Origin of the sequence: Paraburkholderia sartisoli (assembly GCF_900107685.1) — a bacterium.
Lineage (GTDB): Bacteria > Pseudomonadota > Gammaproteobacteria > Burkholderiales > Burkholderiaceae > Paraburkholderia > Paraburkholderia sartisoli.
In genome coordinates this window covers 1-21,675 of record NZ_FNRQ01000017.1, presented here as the reverse complement: position 1 = coordinate 21,675, position 21,675 = coordinate 1, and the positions used below count along the sequence as shown (strand labels likewise).

General features: G+C 62.3%; 22 protein-coding genes and 1 rRNA gene. 16 read left to right on the top strand and 7 right to left on the bottom strand.

Annotated features, from left to right (window positions below):
* Positions 1 to 143: 143 nt before the first annotated feature.
* A 5S ribosomal RNA gene (gene rrf / locus BLV45_RS26725) occupies positions 144 to 257 on the top strand.
* 153 nt (positions 258 to 410) lie between these two features.
* Here the strand turns inward: rrf and BLV45_RS26720 are convergent.
* Entirely contained in the window at positions 411 to 1,337 is a 927-nt protein-coding gene (locus BLV45_RS26720; RefSeq protein WP_090538344.1) for a dTDP-4-dehydrorhamnose reductase family protein, read from the bottom strand.
* 10 nt (positions 1,338 to 1,347) lie between these two features.
* Entirely contained in the window at positions 1,348 to 1,560 is a 213-nt protein-coding gene (locus BLV45_RS26715; protein WP_090538342.1) for a heavy-metal-associated domain-containing protein, read from the bottom strand.
* A 129-nt stretch (positions 1,561 to 1,689) separates the two neighbouring features.
* Here BLV45_RS26715 and cueR point away from each other — a divergent pair, with 129 nt between their 5' ends.
* From cueR to BLV45_RS27720, 4 genes are all read left to right on the top strand, one after another.
* Positions 1,690 to 2,115, top strand: coding sequence for a Cu(I)-responsive transcriptional regulator (gene cueR / locus BLV45_RS26710; protein ID WP_090538340.1), 426 nt, complete (start codon positions 1,690 to 1,692; stop codon positions 2,113 to 2,115).
* 293 nt (positions 2,116 to 2,408) lie between these two features.
* Positions 2,409 to 2,555: a DUF3563 family protein gene (locus BLV45_RS26705; RefSeq protein WP_090538338.1), complete on the top strand. Its 147-nt coding sequence runs from the start codon at positions 2,409 to 2,411 to the stop codon at positions 2,553 to 2,555.
* Positions 2,556 to 2,778: 223 nt separating this feature from the next.
* Positions 2,779 to 3,141 carry a hypothetical protein gene (locus tag BLV45_RS26700; RefSeq protein WP_090538336.1) on the top strand — a complete coding sequence of 121 codons (363 nt, stop codon included), beginning with the start codon at positions 2,779 to 2,781 and terminating at the stop codon, positions 3,139 to 3,141.
* Positions 3,142 to 3,312: 171 nt separating this feature from the next.
* Positions 3,313 to 3,456 carry a hypothetical protein gene (locus tag BLV45_RS27720; RefSeq protein WP_176954260.1) on the top strand — a complete coding sequence of 48 codons (144 nt, stop codon included), beginning with the start codon at positions 3,313 to 3,315 and terminating at the stop codon, positions 3,454 to 3,456.
* 80 nt (positions 3,457 to 3,536) lie between these two features.
* Here BLV45_RS27720 and BLV45_RS26695 read toward each other — a convergent pair whose 3' ends face one another.
* Entirely contained in the window at positions 3,537 to 4,382 is an 846-nt protein-coding gene (locus BLV45_RS26695; RefSeq protein ID WP_090538334.1) for a 23S rRNA (adenine(2030)-N(6))-methyltransferase RlmJ, read from the bottom strand.
* A gap of 291 nt (positions 4,383 to 4,673) precedes the next feature.
* The gene (locus tag BLV45_RS26690) at positions 4,674 to 5,645 is read right to left on the bottom strand and encodes a potassium channel beta subunit family protein (protein WP_090538347.1); all 972 of its coding nucleotides are present in this window, start codon (positions 5,643 to 5,645) and stop codon (positions 4,674 to 4,676) included.
* A 234-nt stretch (positions 5,646 to 5,879) separates the two neighbouring features.
* Here BLV45_RS26690 and BLV45_RS26685 point away from each other — a divergent pair, with 234 nt between their 5' ends.
* Positions 5,880 to 6,677 (top strand): 3-hydroxybutyrate dehydrogenase, encoded by a 798-nt coding sequence (locus BLV45_RS26685; protein WP_090538332.1) that lies wholly within the window; start codon positions 5,880 to 5,882, stop codon positions 6,675 to 6,677.
* 9 nt (positions 6,678 to 6,686) lie between these two features.
* Positions 6,687 to 7,925, top strand: coding sequence for a DUF3734 domain-containing protein (locus BLV45_RS26680; RefSeq protein ID WP_090538330.1), 1,239 nt, complete (start codon positions 6,687 to 6,689; stop codon positions 7,923 to 7,925).
* A 181-nt stretch (positions 7,926 to 8,106) separates the two neighbouring features.
* On the opposite strand, the gene BLV45_RS26675 is transcribed toward BLV45_RS26680, so the two are convergent.
* Positions 8,107 to 9,306, bottom strand: coding sequence for an amino acid aminotransferase (locus BLV45_RS26675; protein ID WP_090538329.1), 1,200 nt, complete (start codon positions 9,304 to 9,306; stop codon positions 8,107 to 8,109).
* A gap of 505 nt (positions 9,307 to 9,811) precedes the next feature.
* Between BLV45_RS26675 and uvrB the strand changes: the two genes are divergently transcribed.
* From uvrB to BLV45_RS26645, 6 genes are all read left to right on the top strand, one after another.
* A complete protein-coding gene (gene uvrB, locus BLV45_RS26670) occupies positions 9,812 to 11,905 on the top strand; it encodes an excinuclease ABC subunit UvrB (RefSeq protein ID WP_090538327.1) in 2,094 nt (697 codons plus the stop codon).
* Positions 11,906 to 12,285: 380 nt separating this feature from the next.
* Positions 12,286 to 12,834, top strand: coding sequence for an iron transporter (locus BLV45_RS26665; RefSeq protein ID WP_090538325.1), 549 nt, complete (start codon positions 12,286 to 12,288; stop codon positions 12,832 to 12,834).
* Positions 12,835 to 12,976: 142 nt separating this feature from the next.
* Positions 12,977 to 13,309, top strand: coding sequence for a cupredoxin domain-containing protein (locus tag BLV45_RS26660; protein ID WP_090538324.1), 333 nt, complete (start codon positions 12,977 to 12,979; stop codon positions 13,307 to 13,309).
* A 73-nt stretch (positions 13,310 to 13,382) separates the two neighbouring features.
* Positions 13,383 to 14,228 carry an FTR1 family iron permease gene (locus BLV45_RS26655; protein WP_090538322.1) on the top strand — a complete coding sequence of 282 codons (846 nt, stop codon included), beginning with the start codon at positions 13,383 to 13,385 and terminating at the stop codon, positions 14,226 to 14,228.
* Positions 14,225 to 15,640: a 4Fe-4S binding protein gene (locus BLV45_RS26650; protein ID WP_245753591.1), complete on the top strand. Its 1,416-nt coding sequence runs from the start codon at positions 14,225 to 14,227 to the stop codon at positions 15,638 to 15,640. The genes BLV45_RS26655 and BLV45_RS26650 overlap by 4 nt, the downstream gene beginning before the upstream one ends.
* Before the next feature lie 31 nt (positions 15,641 to 15,671).
* Entirely contained in the window at positions 15,672 to 16,082 is a 411-nt protein-coding gene (locus BLV45_RS26645; protein ID WP_090538317.1) for a GlcG/HbpS family heme-binding protein, read from the top strand.
* A 322-nt stretch (positions 16,083 to 16,404) separates the two neighbouring features.
* Here the strand turns inward: BLV45_RS26645 and hemP are convergent, their stop codons facing one another.
* Together hemP and BLV45_RS26635 are read right to left on the bottom strand one after the other, a co-directional pair.
* Positions 16,405 to 16,683 carry a hemin uptake protein HemP gene (gene hemP / locus BLV45_RS26640; RefSeq protein ID WP_090538315.1) on the bottom strand — a complete coding sequence of 93 codons (279 nt, stop codon included), beginning with the start codon at positions 16,681 to 16,683 and terminating at the stop codon, positions 16,405 to 16,407.
* 190 nt (positions 16,684 to 16,873) lie between these two features.
* A complete protein-coding gene (locus BLV45_RS26635; RefSeq protein WP_090538314.1) occupies positions 16,874 to 17,815 on the bottom strand; it encodes a LysR family transcriptional regulator in 942 nt (313 codons plus the stop codon).
* A 133-nt stretch (positions 17,816 to 17,948) separates the two neighbouring features.
* On the opposite strand from BLV45_RS26635, the gene BLV45_RS26630 reads away from it, so the two are divergent.
* From BLV45_RS26630 to BLV45_RS26620, 3 genes are all read left to right on the top strand, one after another.
* Positions 17,949 to 18,812, top strand: coding sequence for an amidohydrolase family protein (locus BLV45_RS26630; protein WP_090538312.1), 864 nt, complete (start codon positions 17,949 to 17,951; stop codon positions 18,810 to 18,812).
* 192 nt (positions 18,813 to 19,004) lie between these two features.
* Positions 19,005 to 20,306, top strand: coding sequence for a dicarboxylate/amino acid:cation symporter (locus BLV45_RS26625; protein ID WP_090538311.1), 1,302 nt, complete (start codon positions 19,005 to 19,007; stop codon positions 20,304 to 20,306).
* A 109-nt stretch (positions 20,307 to 20,415) separates the two neighbouring features.
* Positions 20,416 to 21,510, top strand: a complete 1,095-nt coding sequence (locus BLV45_RS26620) for a porin (RefSeq protein WP_090538345.1) — start codon at positions 20,416 to 20,418, stop codon at positions 21,508 to 21,510.
* Positions 21,511 to 21,675: the final 165 nt, after the last annotated feature.

Sequence of the window (21,675 nt, the reverse complement as noted above, 5' to 3'; positions counted from 1 at the left end):
TGGGGTGCAGACACTCAGGTTGAGATCAGTGTTGTGCCAGAAACAACACAACCCCCCCGAATCTCCCTCTGGTGAGCATCACCAGAAACTACTTCTTCCCGATTGGCCGTGCTGCTCCACGAGCAGCACGGCAACCAGTCATGCCTGATGACCATAGCGTGTCGGTACCACCCCTTCCCATCCCGAACAGGACCGTGAAACGACTCCACGCCGATGATAGTGCGGATTGCCCGTGTGAAAGTAGGTAATCGTCAGGCTCCCCAGCAGCAACAGAAACCCCACCCCCTAAAGGTGGGGTTTCTGCGTTTACGGCCATTACCTATTACGGTCCCCCGGCCATCCATATCCATATAGCGCCGCCCGCCTCAGGCCCCCCCTGCGGCAGGTCCAGCCGGACGGCGCGCGAAGCCTCACCCACCGCATCTGCTCACCCAGGGAAACATCGCCAGCACCTGACGGATGGCTTCGTCAAACGGCGTCCGGCGACCGATGCCCAGCGCTTCGAGCCGGCCACTGTCCAGGTGGCAGTTGTACGGGCGTGGTGTCGCGTCGGTCGGCGCATGTTGCGGCGCGAGTTGCGCGTCGAGCCGCAACGAACCAGCCAGATGGCGCGCGATGTCGTACTTCGTCATCGGCTCATCGCCGGACCACTGGACGATGCCGTTCACCGGTTCGCCACGCGCGTGGCATTCCAGCATCTGCCGGATGACGAGCGCGACATCGGGCGTGAACGTCGGATAGCGGATTGCCCAGGCATCCATGATCGCGGGCGTTGCACCAGCCGCGCCTCGCACTGACGCGGCAATGGCAGGCACAAGGCTCGTCACCGCGGATTCCTGCCAGTCGACGATCGGCCCATACAGTAGCGGCAGGCGTAGCACGCAACCGCGCTCCGCCGTCTCGAGCAGCACCCGTTCACCGTTCAGTTTGCTGTGCCCGTAGGCGTTGAGCGGCGCGGGTGGATCGTCGTGCCGGTAGGGCGGGCGACTGCCGTCGAACACGTAATCGGTTGAGATCGAAAGCACCCAGGCGCCATGCCGGTTAGCAGCCGAGGCGAGCGAGCGCACCGCGTCGACATTCAGCGCGCGGGCAAGCACAGGATCGTTTTCGCAGATATCCGGCCGCCGCTCCGCGGCCGAGATGACCAGTGCATCGGGCTTTTCGCGCGCGATGAACGCGTCGACGGCCTGTGCATCGCGGATGTCGAGCATGGTCATGTGCGAGTCTGCACGCCGGAAGGCCGTCGGAACGACCTGCCAGTCGGTCTGCCGACCGAGTTCGCCCGCAATCGCCCGACCGAGCAACCCCGATGCGCCAATCACGGCAACCTTGAACATGCGTCCTCCCTCAGGTACCACTGGCCGGCGCGCCGACGACCGTATAACCGGCGTCATCGATCGCGGCCCGCAGCACATCGGCCGACTGCTTCGATTCGACCAATACCTGTCCGGCCGCCAGATCGACCTTGACCTGCGCCGACGCGTCCTGCTCCCGGATCGCCTGGGTGACGGCTGCGACGCAATGCTGGCAGCTCATGCCTTCTACCTTGAATTCCAACATGGATCTGTTTCCTTTTGACGATGCGGCGATTGAACGACCTGAATTATGCCTGCCGCGTGGACATGTATTCGATGGTAGAGCTTCCCACGGTGGGAAGGTGTAGCATCGGATCAGGTTTTGGAGGTGAATATGAATATCGGTGAAGCGTCGAAGGCGTCGGGCGTCACGGCGAAGATGATTCGCTACTACGAGAGCGTAGGTTTGCTGAGTGCAAAAGCGCGTACGACCGCCGGTTACCGCGTGTACGGCGCCGAGGAAGTGCATTCGTTGCGGTTTATCCGCCAGGCGCGGCGGCTGGGATTTCTGGTGGAGGACATCCGCCGGTTGCTGGCGCTGTGGCACGACCGCTCTCGCGCGAGCGCCGAGGTGAAGTCCATCGCGCTCGAACACGTCGCGGATCTGGACCGGCGCATCGAAGAACTGACCGACATGCGCAATACGCTCGCGCATCTGGCCGCTCATTGCCACGGAGACGACCGCCCGGATTGCCCGATCATCGAGCGTCTGGCCGACCCCGAGCCAACCTCGACGGCGCATTGTCACGTCGGGTCATGAGGGTGTGGCAACCGTTTGATCGGCTGCGGTTATCGCGCCCGGAAATTTGCACGTTTTCGGTGCATGAATGGGTGGCGATATCTGGCTGCGTGATGGAAATCTGCTCAATTTCTCTTTAAATCAGTCACTTACTGTTGGAAAAATCATGCACCATTCCAAAACGGAATGCACAGTATTCGATCAATTCACTAGCAAGGTTGCACCAGAAGGCTATAATGCGGGTTAACCCTTTTAAGGGAAATCCCTGATGCCAATTTCCACCAGGGACTCAATCTGATCCTTGGAGAAACATCATGTTTGCATACATCGTCGAAACGCTAAGCAACTGGTTCGAAACTGCGGAACGCGATCGTCGTGAAGCCTTCCTGGCCTCGTCGTCGGATATCGTTCAGCTTGAGCAACGTATTCGTTCGCTCGAAACCAACGGCTACTCGCTGTAAGCGTCTGGCATGTTGCAGTCGCCCTGGGCGGCTGGTGTAGTACGAAAAAAAGCTCCGAGCCCCGTATCGTCGGGGCTTTGTCGCATCTGGAGCAGGGCAGGCGTGTGCTGTCGTCACGATCGACTAGCCGGAACGATGCGCTCACGGTAAGGTAAAGCGTTTTCTGCCGCGTGCCGACAGGTCCGGCGGCGTTCCGATACCAACTAAAACCAGTCAACCGACCATGCTCCTGCGCCAATCGATTCGTTTCGTGTTCCTGGGTGTTGCCGCGTCGCTGGCGACGTCGGCGGCCTTCGCCGCTTCGGGCGGTCAGCCTCTCGTTCTGGATACTCAACGCGGCATCAGCGATGGCCAGAGCGGGACCGTCCTGCAAACCGCGCCGCTATCGCGCGCACCGATCGTGCAGGCGCAGCCGATCGCGGCGCCCACTGAACTATCGACGAATTCATCGATGCCGATCATCGTCGCGCCTTATGTCGACGTGCAGGCCGGCGGTGGTTCGCCACATCCGTATCCCCAACCGCATCCACAACGCCGTCCGCAGCCTCGCCCGATGCCGCAATCGCATCCTGTGCCGGCGCAATAGGACTTCACGCTTCGCTTCGTTTCGCTTCGATTCCAGACGGATGCAGGTCTGCGTCGTTGGGGTTTCGGCGCATGGCGCAGGCAAGGCCGCACAACGACAATCGTTGCTGCGGCCTTTGTAATTTTTGTGTCGTCGTTCACCCAAATCAAAAATCAGATCAGGAGACAACGAATGCCTCACCGCTGGACGCGTCATGCCGCCTTCGTGCGTATCGCGCTACTCGCGGTCGTCACGCAGCTCGACCCGTCAAAGATCGATATGAACGCGACGTACACCAACGACTTCGCGCGCAAGGCTGCGACGCCCGTCAAATGATCAGGCGCACGAGGGCAGGGGGCGATGTGCCCGGAGCCCCGAGCCTTCACCTCATGCGCGCTTTATATCCGGTGAGCGGCTCAATCGCCGCGATATTCGATCTTGAACTGCGCCGCCTTGTCTTGCCCGAGCGCATCGACGAGCCACGGTAGCGCCTGCTTCAACATCGCCGGCAGCGTGTAGGGCGGATTCAGGATGAACATCCCACTGCCGAAGAGTCCAAAACCATCCGTGGGCGGATTGCTGACCGTCAGCGAGACGTGCAGCCAGTTTTTATCCTGCAGGCGCTTCAACTGGTCGGGAAAACGCTGCGACTCCAGACGTGTGACCTGGGGATACCAGACGGCGTACGTGCCGGTCGCGAAGCGCGTCAGGCTTTCCTCGACGCATCTGAGCGTGCGCGTGTAGTCGCGTTTGTCCTCATAGGACGGATCGATCAGCACGAGCGCGCGGCGCGGTGGCGGTGGCAGCAACGCCTTGATGCCATCGAAACCATCGCCCGCATACAGCATCGCGCGCCGGCCGGCGTCGCGAAAGTTATGACGCAGCACGTCGATCTCGGTGGTGTGCAGTTCGAAGAGGCGCATGCGGTCCTGCTCGCGCATCAGCCGCCATGCGAGATAGGGCGAACCGGGGTAGTAGCGTAATTCGCCGTCGGCGTTCAACGCCGAGACTTCATCGACATAGTCCGCCAGCATCGGGGGCAGGTCGTTGCGCGCCCACAGCTTGCCAATGCCGCTCTCGAACTCGCCCGTTTTGGTCGCGTAGCCTTCCTTTAACGAATAGACGCCCGCGCCGGCATGCGTGTCGATGTACCAGTAGGATTTGTCCTTCTGGGCAAGATAGCGCAGCAACTGGATGACGACGGCGTGTTTCAGGACATCGGCGTGATTGCCTGCGTGAAAGGCGTGACGGTAACTGAGCATGACGAAGCCGGACTGGAAAGGGTGCTGGAAAGAATGCGCGAGCCGACGATGGCCTCGGGCGCAGCCTGCGCGAATGCCGCGAATAGCGAACGCGGAGTGTGCCGGACCGGATGAGCGGCCCTGACGCGGCGCCGGCGCTGCAAATGCCACCAGATAGCCACCAACTGCCACTGATGATGCAGGCGCGGGCCGCGTATTGTACGCGACGCCGCACTGCCTCCGGCCTTGCGGCCACATACCATCATCCACACACGCGACGCCTCGACCCGGGGGCGCGCGTCAACCACGCATTCACTCAGCGGCGTCGCCGACAATCTCTTCGATCTTCCGCTTCACCTCGGGCGTGATCTTTTCGACAACGTCCAGCGCCTTCATGTTCTCGGCAATCTGCTCGACACGCGATGCGCCGGTAATCACCGTGCTCACATTCGGGTTGGTGAGAATCCACGCGATGGCAAGCTGGCCGACCGTACAGCCGAGTTCGTCCGCGACGCCGCCAAGCTTGCCGACGATGCCGTTCTTGCCCGCATCCGTAACCTGCTTGCGCAGCCAGTCGTAACCCTGTAATTGCGCCCGGCTGTCCGACGGCACGCCGTCGCGATACTTGCCCGTCAGAAGACCCGAAGCGAGCGGACTCCACGTCGTGAGGCCAAGACCGATGTCTTCGTACAGGCGTGCGTATTCCTGCTCGACACGCTTGCGATGAAACAGGTTGTATTGCGGCTGTTCCATGACAGGTTTGTGAAGATGATGCCGCTCCGCAACTTCCCAGGCCGCGCGAATCTCGTCGGCGCTCCATTCGGACGTGCCCCAGTACAGTGCCTTGCCGCGCGTGATCATGTCGCTCATCGCCCAGACGGTTTCCTCGACCGGCGTGTTCGGATCCGGACGGTGACAGAACACCAGATCGACATAGTCGAGCTGCAATCGCTGTAACGATGCATCGATGGCGTTCAGCAGGTATTTGCGATTGAGCGTGTGGTACTGATTTGGCGCTTCCTGCAGGCCCCAGAAGAACTTCGTCGACACCACGTAGCTAACGCGCGGCCACGCCAGTTCTTTCAGCGCCTGCCCCATGATTTCTTCCGACTGGCCGGCCGCATACACCTCGGCGTTGTCGAAAAAATTGACCCCGGCATCCCGCGCGGCCGCCAGCGATTCCCGCGCGGCCCGGCGATCGACCTGATTGCCATACGTCACCCATGAGCCGATAGACAGTTCGCTGACCTGCAGCCCGGAACGTCCGAGTCGTCGATAGTTCATGCATTCCTCCTTCGTGAGTGGTTCATCAGCGGCCGGGCCCGCGCTGAAACCGGGCGGCGCCAGAATTGCACAGCTTAAACCGATCTGCATTCGTGCGTGAAACCCGGTGCTTCATGCACAATAGCGGAGTTGGCCGCAGTGCAGCATCCGGCCGAACGGCATATGCCTTTCGGTCAGCTTTCCGCCCACTGCGCGTCATGGTGTCATTGCTCATCTACTGCACGGAGGTTCTGGATGTCGTCATCAAATACGAGTCTGAATGGGAAAGTCGCGGTCATCACGGGCGCGGCGAGCGGCATCGGAAAGCAGATTGCCCTGACGTTGTCGGCAGCGGGCGCGGCAATCGCCATTGCGGACCTGAACCAGGCCGGCGCGGACGCCGTTGCCGGGGAAATCAACGAGGCGGGCGGCAAGGCGATCGGCGTGGCCATGGACGTCACGAACGAAGACGCAGTCAACCAGGGTATCGACAGGGTCGCGGCTGAGCTGGGCTCGGTCGACATTCTTGTCTCGAACGCCGGCATCCAGATCGTCAATCCGATCGAGAACTATGCGTTCTCCGACTGGAAGAAGATGCAGGCCATTCACGTCGACGGTGCGTTCCTGACCACGAAGGCCGCGCTCAAGCACATGTACAAGGACGACCGCGGCGGCATCGTGATCTACATGGGCTCGGTGCATTCGCACGAAGCCTCGCCGCTGAAGTCGGCGTATGTCGCGGCAAAGCATGCGCTGCTCGGCCTCTCGCGCGTGCTTGCCAAAGAAGGCGCGAAGCACAACGTCCGTTCGCACGTCGTGTGTCCGGGCTTCGTGCGCACGCCGCTCGTCGACAAGCAGATTCCGGAGCAGGCAAAGGAACTCGGCATCAGCGAAGAAGACGTGATCAAGCGCGTGATGCTCGGCGGCACGGTCGACGGCGTGTTCACCACGGTTGAAGATGTCGCGCAGACGGTGTTGTTCCTGTCGTCGTTCCCGACGGCTGCGCTGACAGGCCAGTCGTTCATCGTCAGCCACGGCTGGTACATGCAATAAGGAGCTCGCATGGCGCAACGCAACGTGAAGCAGGCTCGCGCGGGCGCCGCGGAAGATGTGGGCGGCGGGCGGGCAGGTTCCGCCGCCGACGCCCGTGTCGACCGGCGCATCTCGCTGCCGCGGTACGAAACGATCGCCCTGATGCTGCAGGGCGGCGGGGCACTGGGGGCCTATCAGGCCGGCGTGTATCAGGGGCTCGACGAAGCCGGCATTCATCCTGACTGGGTGGCTGGCATTTCGATCGGCGCACTGAACACCGCGATCATCGCCGGCAACGCGCCGGAGAATCGCGTGGCGCGTCTTCTGGAGTTCTGGGAGACGATCTGCCGGCCGGCGTTCGGGCCGCCGCTACCTGCATTCGTCGAGCACGCGTTCTTCAACTCCACGGATGCGGTGCGCAAGGCGTTCACGGCCATGCAGGCAGTCGGTGCGCTGGTGGAAGGGCAAAAAGGCTTTTTCGTTCCGCGTTTTCCGCCGCCCATGCCCACTATCTCGGGCGCGCCGCAGCAGGCGAGCTACTACGACACCACGCCGCTGAAGGCGACGCTTGAACGGCTTTGCGATTTCGACCGGATCAACGCGCGCGAGATGCGCGTGTCGGTAGGCGCGGTGAACGTCGGCACCGGTAATTTTGCGTACTTCGACAACACGCATACGAAGCTGCGTCCCGAGCATTTCATTGCGTCGGGTGCGTTGCCACCGGGTTTCGCGGCGGTCGAGATCGATGGCGAGTATTACTGGGACGGCGGGTTGATGTCGAATACGCCGCTGCACGAGGTTGTGCAGACCACGCCTCGTCAGGACACGCTCGCGTTTCAGGTCGATTTATGGAGCGCGCGCGGGCCGGTGCCCGACAACATTACCGATGTCCAGGGTCGCATGAAGGACATCCAGTACTCCAGTCGCACGCGTCTCGTGACCGACATGCTCCAGCGTTCGCAGCGGTTTCGCCACGTGTTGCGCGAAGTGCTGGATCGCGTCGCGCCCGAGCACCGGGAGGACGCCTGGTGCAAGCTTGCCGAAGAGCTGTCGTGCTCGAAGCGCTACAACGTGGTCCATCTGATCTACCGGCACAAGGAATACGAAGGGCACTACAAGGACTATCAGTTCGGTCTGTCGACGATGCGTGAACACTGGGAAAGCGGCCTCGCCGATATTCGCCAGTCGCTTGCGCAGCCCGGCTGGCTTGCATTGCCCGATAACGATGCAGGCTTCATCACGCACGATATTCATCGCGACACGCGGTGAACTTGTCCGCGACGCATCTTCAACGGATGGCCTTCGCGTGGTGAAACACGTAGTGGCTATGCAATAAAAAACGGTGCCCATATTGATGGAGCACCGTTTTTTTAAACATCAGCAACGTGTGTCAAAGCATCGGAAGCGGTATGCACATTGCCATACCGCCTGTCAGCATCGGCTGACTTTCTTACTTCAGCACATGTGCAACCGCGTTCGCGACGACATCGAGATTGCGCGTGTTCAGCGCGGCGACGCAGATGCGGCCGGTGCTCACGGCGTAGATGCCGAATTCTTCGCGCAGACGGTCCACTTGCGGTGCCGTCAGACCTGAATACGAGAACATGCCGCGCTGCGCGTTCACGAAGCTGAAATCGCGTGCGACGCCCGCTGCCTGCAGACGCTCCACGAGGCCGTTACGCATCGCGCGGATACGGTCGCGCATTTCGCCGAGTTCCGCTTCCCACGTTGCGCGCAATTCCGGCGAGCCGAGCACGGCGGCGACGACGGAACCACCGTGCGTCGGCGGGTTCGAGTAGTTCGTGCGGATCACGCGCTTCAGCTGCGACAGCACGCGGGTGGCTTCTTCCTTGCTCGACGTGATGATCGACAGCGCGCCGACGCGTTCGCCGTACAGCGAGAACGACTTCGAGAACGACGACGACACGAATACGTTGACTTCCGACTGCGCGAAGAGGCGTACGGCGGCCGCATCGGACTCGATGTCGTCGCCGAAACCCTGATAGGCGATGTCGAGGAACGGCACCAGGTTGCGCGCCTTCACCACTTCGACGATCTGCAGCCACTGTGCGGACGTCAGGTCCACGCCGGTCGGGTTGTGGCAGCACGCGTGCAGCACGACAACCGTGCCGGCCGCGTAGCTGTTCAGCGCCGACAGCATCCCTTCGAAGTTCACGCCGTGCGTGGCGGCGTCGTAGTACGGGTACGAGACCACTTCGAAACCCGCGCCTTCGAACAGCGCGCGATGGTTTTCCCAGCTCGGGTCACTGATGGCGACCTTCGCGTTCGGGTTCACGCGCTTCAGGAAGTCCGCGCCGATCTTCAGTGCGCCCGTGCCGCCCAGTGCCTGCGCGGTCACGACGCGGCCCGCGGCGATCAGCGGCGAGTCGTTGCCGAGCAGCAGCTTTTGCACGGCTGCGTCATAGGCCGCGATCCCTTCGATCGGCAGGTAGCCGCGCGGCAACGCCGCTTCGATACGCGCTTTTTCTGCGTCGCGCACCGCGCGCAGCAGCGGAATCTTGCCTTCTTCGTTCGTGTAGACGCCCACGCCCAGGTTCACCCTGGTGGTACGGGGGTCGGCGTTGAAGGCTTCGTTCAGGCCCAGAATCGGGTCGCGGGGAGCAAGTTCGACAGCAGAAAAAAGAGACATGATGGGTCGGCAGTAGTGAAAGGAGGGGCGGGCTTCCAGCCTGGCCGGTCGGAGAGACATCGCGGACAGAGGCGCAGAGGCGGCGGGCGCGCAACTTGCCATTGTAGCGAATCCCAGGCCGCTTTTCGGTCCGCAATGCGGGTTCTGGCCGCATTTTTGCCGTCGGTGGTGCGTTTTCGGGCCGCACCGTGACCGCCGGAACACGCTGGGAAGGCCGCCGGAATGGCCTTTCTTCACGGCCCGCTCCCGTTGAGAACCTTATGTGTCCATGCAGCGCCGGAAAGTGGGAGTCAGAACCCACGTGACCGCGGCTTCGGCAACAAAGCCACTAGCCAGCGCGCCGGAGCCGGGGCAATCGCAGCGGCGAACCAGAAGCCGCATCGAAGCCGCTGCCGGACGCGCCGTCGCCAGAGTTCCGCCCGCAGCCGCCCCAAACCCACACCCGGTCCGCGAATCGACAAGAGGCTAAAATAGTCCTTTGCTTCCGGCTGAGGATGCCGCTCCCATGTCCGAACACCATCTGCGCGAAGTCGATAACACCCTCGACGAATCGAAATTCGTCACGTTCGAGGGCTCCCCGTTCCAGCTTTACCAGCCGTTCCCGCCCGCGGGCGACCAGCCGACCGCGATCGAAACCCTCGTCGAAGGTGTCAACGACGGCCTGTCGTTCCAGACGCTGCTCGGCGTCACCGGCTCGGGCAAGACGTTCACGATGGCGAACATGATCGCGCGTCTTGGCCGTCCGGCCATTGTCTTCGCGCCGAACAAGACGCTCGCGGCCCAGCTCTATTCGGAGTTTCGCGAGTTTTTTCCGCGCAACGCGGTCGAGTATTTCGTCTCGTACTACGACTATTACCAGCCGGAAGCGTACGTCCCGCAGCGCGACCTGTTCATCGAAAAGGATTCGTCGATCAACGAGCACATCGAGCAGATGCGGCTGTCGGCAACCAAGAGCCTGATGGAGCGGCGCGACGTGGTGATCGTCGGGACGGTGTCGGCGATCTACGGTATCGGCAATCCGTCCGAATATCACAAGATGATCCTGACGCTGCGCACGGGCGACAAGCTCGGCCAGCGCGACGTCATCGCGCGCCTGATCGCGATGCAGTACACCCGCAACGAAGCGGATTTCCAGCGCGGCTCGTTCCGCGTGCGCGGCGACACGATCGATATCTTCCCGGCCGAGCACGCCGAGATGGCCGTGCGCGTTGAACTCTTCGACGACGAGGTCGACACGCTGCAACTCTTCGATCCGCTGACGGGCCGTGTGAAACAGAAAATCCCGCGTTTCACCGTTTATCCGTCGTCGCATTACGTGACGCCGCGCGAAACCGTGATGCGCGCCGTCGAAACGATCAAGACCGAACTGCGCGACCGGCTCGAGTTTTTCTACAAGGACGGCAAGCTCGTCGAGGCGCAGCGGCTCGAACAGCGCACGCGTTTCGACCTGGAAATGCTGCAGGAACTCGGTTTCTGCAAGGGCATCGAGAACTACTCGCGGCACTTTTCGGGCGCGGCGCCCGGCGAGCCGCCGCCGACCCTCGTCGACTACCTGCCGCCCGACGCGCTGATGCTGCTCGACGAGTCGCATGTGCTGATCGGCCAGCTGAACGGCATGTACAACGGCGACCGCGCGCGCAAGGAGAATCTGGTCGACTACGGTTTCCGGCTGCCCTCGGCGCTGGACAACCGGCCGCTCAAGTTCAACGAGTTCGAACGCAAGATGCGCCAGGTCGTGTTCGTGTCGGCGACGCCGGCCGATTACGAGAACAGGACGGCCGGGCAGGTCGCCGAGCAGCTGGTGCGCCCGACGGGTCTCGTCGATCCGGCGATCGAGGTGCGGCCGGCCACGAGCCAGGTCGACGACGTGCTCGGCGAGATCAACGAGCGCGTGAAGGCGGGCGACCGCGTGCTCGTCACGGTGCTGACCAAGCGCATGGCCGAGCAGCTCACCGAGTTCCTGGCGGACCACGGCGTGAAGGTGCGCTATCTGCACAGCGACATCGACACGGTGGAGCGCGTCGAGATCATCCGCGATCTGCGGCTTGGTACGTTCGACGTGCTGGTCGGGATCAACCTGCTGCGCGAAGGGCTGGACATTCCGGAAGTGTCGCTCGTGGCGATTCTCGATGCCGACAAGGAAGGCTTCCTGCGCGCCGAGCGCTCGCTGATCCAGACGATCGGCCGGGCCGCGCGTAACGTGAACGGCAAGGCGATCCTGTACGCGGACCGCGTCACCGATTCGATGAAGCGCGCGATCGGCGAAACGGAGCGGCGGCGCGCGAAACAGATCGCCTTCAACGAGAAGATGGGCATCGTGCCGCGCGGCGTCGTGAAGCGGATCAAGGACATCATCGACGGGGTCTACAACGTCGACGAAGCGCGCGCCGAACTGAAGGAGCAGCAGACGCGCGCGAAGTTCGAGGACATGTCCGAGAAGCAGCTGTCGAAGGAAATCAAACGAATCGAGAAGCAGATGATGGAGCACGCGAAGAATCTCGAATTCGAACAGGCCGCCCAGGCGCGCGACCAGCTCGCGCTGTTGCGGCAACGCGTGTTCGGCGCGAACGTCGGCGATCATCTGACGGGCACCGACTGAAGCACGTCGCCGGCGCCTGCCGGGTCCGCCGCGGCTGTGCGGCTTCACGCCGCACGGCACGCGAGCCGGGCGCCCCGGCATGAACATCCACTATCAGGCAACGAGCAGGCAACCCGCAGGCAACCCCGGCGGCGCTCACCGGCCCATCCCCACGCGTCTCATCGCGACGCCTTAAAACCCTCTCCGGATAGGGTTTTAAGGCGCGTTGAATTTGTCCTTCACATCGAAGGATGATAAACTCCCCAAGTATTGAGAATGGTTCGCATTAACGTTCCTGATTAGCATGGCAGGAATGAACGCAAGACCGCACGCGGAACCTCGCCGGCGGGTCTTTTCATGCGTCTTTATTCACCTCAGTTCATAAAAACAAAGGAGTTTCAATGCGGATTTCTTCATTCGCGCGCGGCGCCGCCGCGGTCGTGACGGCGATGGCCGCCTTGTCGGTGGCGGCTGCCGAGTATCCGGTTGGCAAGCAGCACATCGAGGGCGGCATGGAAATTGGCGCGGTCTATCTGCAGCCGATCACGATGGAACCGGAAGGCATGATGCGCAAAGCCTCGGATTCCGACGTTCACCTCGAGGCGGACATCCACGCCGTCAAGAACAACCCGACCGGTTTCGCCGAAGGCGACTGGATGCCGTACCTGCAGGTCAAGTACGAACTGTCGAAAGTGGGTTCGAACCAGTCGGTGAAGGGCGACATGATGCCCATGGTCGCCAGCGACGGCCCGCACTACGGCGACAACGTCAAGATGTTCGGTCCGGGCAAGTATCACCTGAAGCTGATCGTCGAACCGCCGATGCAGATGGGCCATATGTCGTTTGGCCGCCACGTCGACAAGGAAACGGGCGTGGGCCCGTGGTTCAAGCCGTTCTCGATCGAGTACGACTTCACGTTCGCCGGTATCGGCAAGAAGGGCGGCTACTGAGCGGCCGCGAATCGCCCGGCGTGACCACACGGCCATGAGCCGCGCCGGTCACGAAGGCTAACGCAGGCGTCAAAGGCCCGGAGGACATGCAGCCATGTCTTCCGGTGCCCGGCAAGGTGCAGGACAGCGCAGGGAAGACTCAATGAGAATCAACAGGAAGATCGCGATCCTCGCCATGACAACGTCGCTCGTCGGCGTGGCGCATGCGGCGGATCTGCCGACGTTCAAGCTCGAAATGAACGACGGCAAGCTGATTCCGGCACGCATCGAAGTGCCCGCGGGTCAGCGTATCAAGATCGAAGTACACAACGTGGGCAAGGGCGCGGCGGAATTCGAAAGCGTGCAGTTGCGCAAGGAAAAGGTGCTCGCGCCGGGTGCCGATTCATTCGTTGTGATCGCGCCGCTGTCGCCGGGCGAATACAAGTTCTTCGACGATTTTCACCAGGAAGCGCAGGGCGTCATCGTCGCGAAGTAAACATGCTTCAAATGCGGGGCGGCGGGGCAGCATGGCCGCCCGTGGCACGCGCAAACGAGCGGGAGAAATTTCGATGGGTCAGGTGTTGTTCATCGTATGGCGGGAAAGTGTCGAGGCGCTGCTGGTCGTCGGCATTCTGTACGCGTGGCTGAAGAACGGTGATGAAAGCGCGCGGCGCGGACTGCCCTATCTGTGGGCGGGTGTGGCGGCAGGCCTGCTCGCGGCGGTGGGGCTCGGCGCGGCGCTCGTCGGTTTCACGGAAGTGCTGTCCGGCGACGCGCAGGATTATTTCCAGACGGCGATGGTGCTGGTTGCCTGCGTGCTGATCGTGCAGATGGTGCTGTGGATGAAGCAGCATGGCCGCACGCTCAAGCGCGACATGGAAAAGTCGCTGGCAAAAACCACCCAGGACGCGAACTGGTGGGGCGTGGCCGTGCTGGTGGCGCTGGCGATTGCGCGTGAAGGCAGCGAGACGGTCATTTTCCTTTACGGTCTCGGGTTCGGCCAGTCGGGTCACGTCGATGCAAGCCAGTATCTGGCGGTCGCGATCGGCCTCGCGCTGGCGTTCCTCACGTTTTATCTGCTTCAGCTCGGCGGCAAGATCTTCTCGTGGCGGCTCTTTTTCCGCGTCACGGAAATCATGCTGCTGTTTCTCGGCGCGGGTCTCTTCCAGACGGGCGTCGACAAGCTGATCGACAAGGAAATCCTGCCGACGCTCGTCGACCAGGCGTGGAACACGTCCGCGTTACTCGACGATTCGAGCACGTTCGGCTCGCTCGTCGCGACGCTCACCGGCTATCGCGCCCATCCGGCGTTGATGAACCTCGTGGCCTACGCGGTTTACTGGGCGGTCGTCTGGCTGCTGGTGCGCCGTGCGAGTCGCGCCCCGGCGCAACGCACGGCGGGACGCGCGGCATGAGCAGCCCGAGCAGCCTGGTATCCGGCCGTTCCGGCCGGCTTGCGCAGGCAGGTCAGTGGATGCAGCGCCACGGCGCTGCCATCCGCGGCATCCAGTGGGTCGTCGTCGCGGTCTATGCGTTCCTGATTCTCGTGCCGGCCGTGATGCCGCTGCCCGATGACACGGCGCATCTGTGGAACAACCTGACGCTTGCCGCGCAGTTCGTGTTCTGGGGCATCTGGTGGCCGTTCGTGCTGCTGTCGATGGTGATGCTCGGTCGTGTATGGTGCGGCGTGTTGTGCCCGGAAGGCGCGCTCGCCGAATTCGCCAGCAAATATGGACGCGGCTGGGCCATCCCGCGCTGGATGCGATGGGGCGGCTGGCCGTTCGTCGCCTTCGGGATCACGACGATCTACGGCCAGATGGTCAGCGTCTATCAGTATCCGAAGGCCGTGCTGCTGGTGCTCGGCGGCTCGACGTTCGCGGCCATGATCATCGGTTTGCTGTACGGCCGCGAAAAACGCGTCTGGTGCAAATATCTGTGCCCCGTCAACGGGGTTTTCGCACTTCTGGCGCGGCTCGCCCCGTTTCACTTCAAGGTCGATGAAGAAGCGTGGCGTCGTTCGTACAAGGAAGGCGAACACGGCCATCGCGTGGTGCCGATCAACTGCGCGCCGCTTCTGCCATTGCGCAACATGAAGGGCGCTGCGGCGTGCCACATGTGCGGTCGTTGCAGCGGACACCGCGACGCGATCTCGCTCACGTGGCGCTCGCCTTCGGCCGAAGTGGTCGATCTCGGCGACAAACAGGCGAGCGCGTGGGACACGGCGCTGATCCTGTACGGCCTGCTCGGCATCGCAATCGGCGCGTTCCACTGGACCGGCTCGCCGTGGTTCGTCGATCTGAAGATGTTCTTCGCGACGTGGCTCGTCGATCACGACATCACGTGGCCGCTCGCAACCAACGCACCGTGGTTCCTCTTCACGCACTACCCGGAACAGAACGACGTGTTCTCGTGGCTCGACGGCTCGATGGTGATCGGCTACATCGTGGCCACGGGCATCGTGTACGGCACCGCGCTGCTGGCGCTCCTGATGGTCGGCACGCGCGTGCTCGGCCGTTTCAGCTGGGTGCGCCTGCATCACTTCGCGCAGGGGCTGATTCCGATCGCCGGCACGGGTGTGTTCCTCGGCCTGTCGGCCACCACGCTGTCGCTGCTGCGCGCGGAACATGTGCCGCTGTGGTGGGCGTCGGATGTGCGGATCGGGATTCTCGTCATCGCCAACGTCTGGAGCGCATGGCTCGCGTGGCTCGTCACGCGCCGCTATAGCACGCGGCTTTTCCAGCGTGGCCTTGCGATGGTATGGTTCATGGCCGCGCTAGCGGTCGTCGACAGTGCGTGGTGGCTGATGTTCTGGGGCTGGACGCGCTGATGGCATTTACAGTCCAGAAAGAGGTCCGATCGTGAGAACCAAACCCGCATTAACCGACGAAGACGTCAGGAAAATGGCCGCCGCCGCCGAAGCACACGCGGCGGCCAATCAGTGGAACGTGACCGTCGCGATTTTCGACGACGGCGGCCATTTGCTCTATCTGCATCGCGGCGACAACACCGCACCGAGCACGATCGACATGGCGATCGGCAAGGGCCGCACCTCGGTGCTCGGCCGGCGCGAAACGAAAGTCTACGAAGAGATCATCAAGCAGGGCCGCACGGCGTTCCTGAGCGCACCGCTCGTTGCAATGGTGGAGGGCGGCGTGCCGATCGTGGTCGACGGCGAAGTGATTGGCTCGATTGGTGTCTCGGGCGTGAAGTCGGAGCAGGATGCGGCGGTCGCGCGTGCGGGCATCGCGGTGCTCGGACTGGCCGGTTGATCGACATTCGTACGGCATCCGCCTTGCCGGATCGATAGCCGTAGACAGCACAACGCACACGCGGCAGCAGAAAGGAAAAGCCGGGTGGATGATTTCATCCACCCGGCTTTTGCGTTTCAATCAGTTACGATGCGCGCGTATTGCGCATGCGCACTGCGATGAGAACCAAAAAAGCGGCCTGGCTGGCTGCGACGGCTGGCTTGGTGTCTGCACGAAGGGGTCTAGATCTCGCGTGCAAGCTGTCGATGGCTGGCTACTGCCCAACACCTCCCGGAGAGGTGGTCCCCACAATACCTGGTACGTACTGAATCCGGTTGACTGGCTACTTTGTCAGGATCAGCTTGCCGAGCCGCGTGGCCCGAAGCTGATACGTTTCGCCGTTATGCGTGATGCTGACGTGGCTGCGCCCCTGCAACAACGCATCGCTCGACACGCTGCGTCCCGCTGGCTCCATCGGGCTCTGCCCCGGGCCTTCGCTCCGGCTGCGACCCGGCTCACCATCGACGTCGCGCGCCGGCGTGGCGGGCTTCGGACGGCTGGTCAGCACGGCGTTCGGCGAGCGGCGCAGGCTGAGCGTGGAAGAGCGCGTGAAGTCTGTCATTCGTGGCATCGGGTGGTTGATTCGATGGATTGATTCTAAATGATAACAATTCCTATTTACAAGGTTGAGTAATTCATCGGATTCTGGTTTTGATAGGGAGAGCCACAGACGCCGCGGGAAATGAAGGTCTCGCACGAGTGAGCGCAACAACCGGGTCCGTGGCGGGTTCGTCTTTCATCGGCGAAGGTTCTCATCCAGTTTTAGCCGGAGCCCTCCCATTGCCGTAGAGCGGCAATATTCTGGATTCGAGCATGGCGATCGCCTGGATTGCCAGTTGTGACAACGTGTGCTTGCTGCTGGTCGCGATCGCAAGACGGCTGAAGAGCGTCGGCTCGGTGATACGGGTCAGCTGGAAGCGGCGCTTGAGTACGTCACTGGCGGTCGCGTTCAACGAAAGCACCGCGTAGCCGATGCCCTCGTTGACGAGATCGAGAATCGAGGTCACCGCGTCGATCTCCAGTTCGATCCGCAGTCGTACGCCTTGCTCTGCGGCAGCCGCCTCGACCATCCGTCTGATCGCGTGCATGCGGCCGGGGATGACGAGCGGGTAGCGCGCGATGTCCCGCAGCGCGATCGTCGTGATGGGCTCGCGTTCTGCCTCCGTGAACCTGTCGCCACTGTCCGGGCCGATCAGGAACAGCTCTTCAGTGAAGATGGTTCGCTTGTCGATCAAGGGCGTATCGAACGTGTCGTACAGAACCGCCACGTCGATACGGCCCATCATCAGCCATTCGACGAGGTAGGTCGACAGACCCTGCGCCACCGAGATGGTCGCGCCGGGAAACGAAGTGCGAAAACCCTGCACCAGATCATGCGTGGCGACCCTGGCAAAACTCGGCGTGATGCCAATGGCGAAATGACCGCCAGACGCGCCGCGCAACTCGTCCAGATCCTGCGAGGCACGCTGAACCTGCTGCAAGATGCCTTTCGCATGCGCGAGCATTCTCTGACCGGCCGGCGTGAGCGTCACGCCGCGGCCGTTACGCTCGAGCAGCGTGTGCCGCAACTCGACCTCCAGATGCCGCACGAGCCGGCTCAACGCAGGCTGGTTGGTGTCGAGCGTAATCGCGGCGCGCGTAAAACTGCCGAGTTCGGCGACGTGAACGAAGGCTTCGAGTTGCTTCAGATCCATTGTGCGTGAGCCATGTGAAATTCACATATCAGCTAGTTGGGTATCGGGATTGTAGCGAGCCACCCGTGCGGCCACAATGCGTACGACCACGGAAAGCCGCGCCCTGCGGCAAATGACATCGAGACGACGTTTCATGAAATCCTGCCTGCCGCCCGATCCCCATCCCATTCGACCTGCCCAGCGGCTACCCGCCGGCGCCTGCGACGCACACTGCCATGTATTCGGGCCCGCCGAGGTGTTCCCGTACGCGCCGGACCGCAGCTACACACCGCCCGACGCGCCGTTCGAGCGCCTTGTCGCGCTGCACGACCATCTCGGCGCGAGCCGCGGCGTGATCGTGCAGGCCAGTTGCCACGGCACCGACAACACTGCGATGCTGGATGCGATCGCACGCGGCAACGGGCGCTATCGCGGCGTCGCGATCGTCGACGGCGACGTCACCGACGAGCAGCTGGTCGATCTCGACGCGCGCGGCGTGCGCGGCGTGCGCTTCAATTTCGTCGCGCATCTGGGCGGCGCGCCCGATCTCGACGTGTTCGACAGCGTGCTCGAACGTATCGAGCGGCTCGGCTGGCACGTCGTGCTGCATCTCGACGCGCAGGACATCCTCCAATACGCCGGACGGATCGCGCGCATCAAGGTGCCGTTCGTCATCGACCACATGGGCCGTGTGCGTGCGGAAGCCGGAGTAGGGCAGCAGCCGTTCAGGCAACTGCTTGAACTGATGCGCAATCCGCTCGCATGGGTCAAGGTGTGCGGGGCTGAGCGTGTGTCCGCCGGACGCCGTCCGTTCGACGATGCGATACCCTTCGCGCGCACGCTGATCGAAGCCGCCCCCGACCGCGTGCTGTGGGGTACCGACTGGCCGCATCCGAACATCAGCAAGGACATGCCGAACGACGGCGAACTGGTTGATTTGCTGTTCCGCTTCTGTCCGGACGCGGCGTTGCGCGAACAACTGCTCGTCACGAATCCTGCACGGCTTTACAGATTCTGAGGGAGCTATCCGTTTCACTCACGTTTCACCCACTCTTTGAACTGCTACATCAAGAACGGCAGTCGGGCGGAAATCTGGAATTGACCGGTTTTTCGCCCAACACTCATATCAGGAAACCACGATGACCGACATGCATCTCCACGCGGCCCTTGCGGCCATTCGGGCCATTCCGGCCGATCAGCGAGCGGCGTCATGAACGACAGTGCCGTGATGACCTCTCCCGCGCGCGGCGCGAAGAAGCCCTTCTATCGCTCGCTGTATTTCCACGTGCTCGTCGCGATTCTTCTCGGCGTGATGCTCGGCCATTTCATGCCGGCGCTCGCCGTGCAGATGAAACCGCTCGGCGACGCGTTCATCAAGCTCGTCAAGATGGTGATCGGCCCGATCATCTTCTGCACCGTCGTCACCGGCATGGCCGGCATGGGCGACATGAAGAAGGTCGGGCGTGTCGGCGGCAAGGCGCTGCTGTATTTCGAAGTGGTGTCGACGCTGTCGCTCGTGATCGGCCTCGTGATGGGGCATCTGTTTCATCCCGGCACCGGCTTCAATCTGGACCCCGCCACGATCGACACCAAGGCGCTCGCCGCCTACACGACCGCCGCGCATCATCAGAACACGGTCGAGTTTCTGATGCACATCATTCCCGACACCGTGTCCAGCGCGTTCTCGACCGGCAACGTGCTGCAGATCCTGCTGATCTCGGTGCTGTTCGGCGCCGCGCTCGCAGCGATGGGAGAACACGGCCGGCCGCTGGTTCGCCTGCTCGATCAATTTGCGCAGACGTTCTTCGGCATCGTCCACATCATCATGAAGGTCGCGGCGATCGGCGCGTTTGGCTCGATTGCGTTCACGATCGGCACCTATGGCATCGGCGCCGTGGTGCCTTTGCTGAAGCTGATCGGTGCGTTCTACGTGACGCTCGTCTTCTTCGTGCTGGTGGTGCTCGGCGTGATTTCGCGCATGCTCGGCTTCAACATCCTGCGCTTTCTGGGCTATATCCGCGAGGAAATCCTGATCGTGCTCGGCACGAGTTCGTCCGAGGCCGCGCTGCCGCAGATGCTCGAAAAGCTCGAACGGCTCGGCTGTTCGAAATCGGTGGTGGGTCTCGTGATTCCGGCCGGCTATTCGTTCAATCTCGATGGCACCAACATCTATCTGACGATGGCCGTGCTGTTCATCGCGCAGGCCTTCAACATCGAACTCAGCCTGACGCAGCAACTGACGCTGGTGGGCGTCGCGATGCTGACGTCGAAAGGCGCGAGCGGCGTGGCCGGGGCGGCCTTCGTGATGCTGACTTCCACGCTGCTGGTGTTCCCGATTATTCCCGTGTCCGGCATGGTGCTGATTCTCGGCATTCACCGCTTCATGGGAACGGGGCTCGCGATCGCCAACACCATCGGTAACGGTGTCGCGACCCTGGTGGTATCCGCGTGGGAGAACGAGCTCGATCGTTCGAAACTGGACGCGGTCATGTCGCGACGACGCACGGACTGAGCGGCCGTCGGGCAAAAAAACCGGGTGTTTGCTGTCTGTGTGCGCTTTTCGCGCACGCAGGGGAGCCGCTCGCGCAAAAAACTACAAACAGGTTTAGAGACAAAACATGATGACAATAAAAAACCGCCGTACCCGCACGCTCCCGAAACTCAACGCCGCATGCCTCTGCGTGACAGTGCTCGCGGCCGGCGGGCTTGCTGCACGCCCCGCCCATGCCGACGATTCGAAGGCGGCGGCGGGTGCCGTGACGAGTCCGTCTTCTTCGGTGGAGATGTATGGATTGATCGGCATGTATATCGACAGTTCGAGACTGAGTACGGCTCGATCAAGCACGGCGCAGCTAGCCGGCGGCGGGATGACGACGTCGTTCTGGGGCCTGCGTGGCCGCGAGGACATTGGCGGCGGCAACGCGGTGATCTTCGCGCTCGAAAGTTTTTTCAGGCCGAACACGGGGCAGATGGGCCGCAACACGACGGATGGTCTGTTCTCGCGCAACGCCTATGTCGGATTGACCGGCGCATACGGCACGTTCAAGTTCGGCGAGCAGACCAATCCGACCTACATCAATCAGCAACTCGTCAATCCGTTTGGCTCGTCGGTGGTGTTCTCGCCGTTGATCGTGCAGTCGTACACCGCGAGCTACAACAATACGGTGATCGGCGACACCGTCTGGGACAACGCCGTCGAATATGTTTCACCCAGCTATGGCGGACTCAAGGCGACGGCGATCTACGGCGTCAGCAGCACGACCGGACATCAGGGCCGCGACAACATCGGCCTGCACCTGACCTACGCGAAGGGACCGCTGACGGCTGTGTTCTCCGCGCAGCGCGTACGAACGGCGGCGGTCGCGCCTTCGACCGGGCAGGATCTTTACCTCGCGGGCGCCGCGTACGACTTCACGCTGGTCAAGCTCTATGGGGCCGCGCAGATGACCAGCAACCACAGTGTCGAGACCGGCTCGCATACGTATGAACTGGGCGTTTCCATTCCGTTGTCGCCGTCGAACAAGATCATCGCCGAGTGGGCGCGCACCAAACATAGCGCGCCGCTGAACGGCAGCAACGTGCGCAATACCGGATCCATCGCGTACGACTACATCCTGTCGAAGCGTACGTATGTGTATGTGGTCTATTCGTACGACAAGCTGACGGCTAATCCATCGGGCAGCACCTACGGCGTTGGCATGCAGCACACGTTTTAGGGCGACGCGCCTGTTGCTGCCGCACGAATCTCGCTAACGCAGCCGGCGCATCGCACCCAGGTCATTCAATCAGTTGTCAGGAGCGACGATGATCATCGATATTCACGGCCACTACACCACCGCGCCAAAAGCGCTGGAGGCGTGGCGCAACCGCCAGATCGCGGG

Excerpts from the sequence above, each read along its gene's own strand:
- BLV45_RS26720 (WP_090538344.1), bottom strand. The coding sequence starts at position 1,337 with ATGTTCAAGGTTGCCGTGATTGGCGCATCGGGGTTGCTCGGTCGGGCG.
- BLV45_RS26715 (WP_090538342.1), bottom strand. The coding sequence starts at position 1,560 with ATGTTGGAATTCAAGGTAGAAGGCATGAGCTGCCAGCATTGCGTCGCA.
- cueR (WP_090538340.1), top strand. The coding sequence starts at position 1,690 with ATGAATATCGGTGAAGCGTCGAAGGCGTCGGGCGTCACGGCGAAGATG.
- BLV45_RS26705 (WP_090538338.1), top strand. The coding sequence starts at position 2,409 with ATGTTTGCATACATCGTCGAAACGCTAAGCAACTGGTTCGAAACTGCG.
- BLV45_RS26700 (WP_090538336.1), top strand. The coding sequence starts at position 2,779 with ATGCTCCTGCGCCAATCGATTCGTTTCGTGTTCCTGGGTGTTGCCGCG.
- BLV45_RS27720 (WP_176954260.1), top strand. The coding sequence starts at position 3,313 with ATGCCTCACCGCTGGACGCGTCATGCCGCCTTCGTGCGTATCGCGCTA.
- BLV45_RS26695 (WP_090538334.1), bottom strand. The coding sequence starts at position 4,382 with ATGCTCAGTTACCGTCACGCCTTTCACGCAGGCAATCACGCCGATGTC.
- BLV45_RS26690 (WP_090538347.1), bottom strand. The coding sequence starts at position 5,645 with ATGAACTATCGACGACTCGGACGTTCCGGGCTGCAGGTCAGCGAACTG.
- BLV45_RS26685 (WP_090538332.1), top strand. The coding sequence starts at position 5,880 with ATGTCGTCATCAAATACGAGTCTGAATGGGAAAGTCGCGGTCATCACG.
- BLV45_RS26680 (WP_090538330.1), top strand. The coding sequence starts at position 6,687 with ATGGCGCAACGCAACGTGAAGCAGGCTCGCGCGGGCGCCGCGGAAGAT.
- BLV45_RS26675 (WP_090538329.1), bottom strand. The coding sequence starts at position 9,306 with ATGTCTCTTTTTTCTGCTGTCGAACTTGCTCCCCGCGACCCGATTCTG.
- uvrB (WP_090538327.1), top strand. The coding sequence starts at position 9,812 with ATGTCCGAACACCATCTGCGCGAAGTCGATAACACCCTCGACGAATCG.
- BLV45_RS26665 (WP_090538325.1), top strand. The coding sequence starts at position 12,286 with ATGCGGATTTCTTCATTCGCGCGCGGCGCCGCCGCGGTCGTGACGGCG.
- BLV45_RS26660 (WP_090538324.1), top strand. The coding sequence starts at position 12,977 with ATGAGAATCAACAGGAAGATCGCGATCCTCGCCATGACAACGTCGCTC.
- BLV45_RS26655 (WP_090538322.1), top strand. The coding sequence starts at position 13,383 with ATGGGTCAGGTGTTGTTCATCGTATGGCGGGAAAGTGTCGAGGCGCTG.
- BLV45_RS26650 (WP_245753591.1), top strand. The coding sequence starts at position 14,225 with ATGAGCAGCCCGAGCAGCCTGGTATCCGGCCGTTCCGGCCGGCTTGCG.
- hemP (WP_090538315.1), bottom strand. The coding sequence starts at position 16,683 with ATGACAGACTTCACGCGCTCTTCCACGCTCAGCCTGCGCCGCTCGCCG.
- BLV45_RS26635 (WP_090538314.1), bottom strand. The coding sequence starts at position 17,815 with ATGGATCTGAAGCAACTCGAAGCCTTCGTTCACGTCGCCGAACTCGGC.
- BLV45_RS26630 (WP_090538312.1), top strand. The coding sequence starts at position 17,949 with ATGAAATCCTGCCTGCCGCCCGATCCCCATCCCATTCGACCTGCCCAG.
- BLV45_RS26625 (WP_090538311.1), top strand. The coding sequence starts at position 19,005 with ATGAACGACAGTGCCGTGATGACCTCTCCCGCGCGCGGCGCGAAGAAG.
- BLV45_RS26620 (WP_090538345.1), top strand. The coding sequence starts at position 20,416 with ATGACAATAAAAAACCGCCGTACCCGCACGCTCCCGAAACTCAACGCC.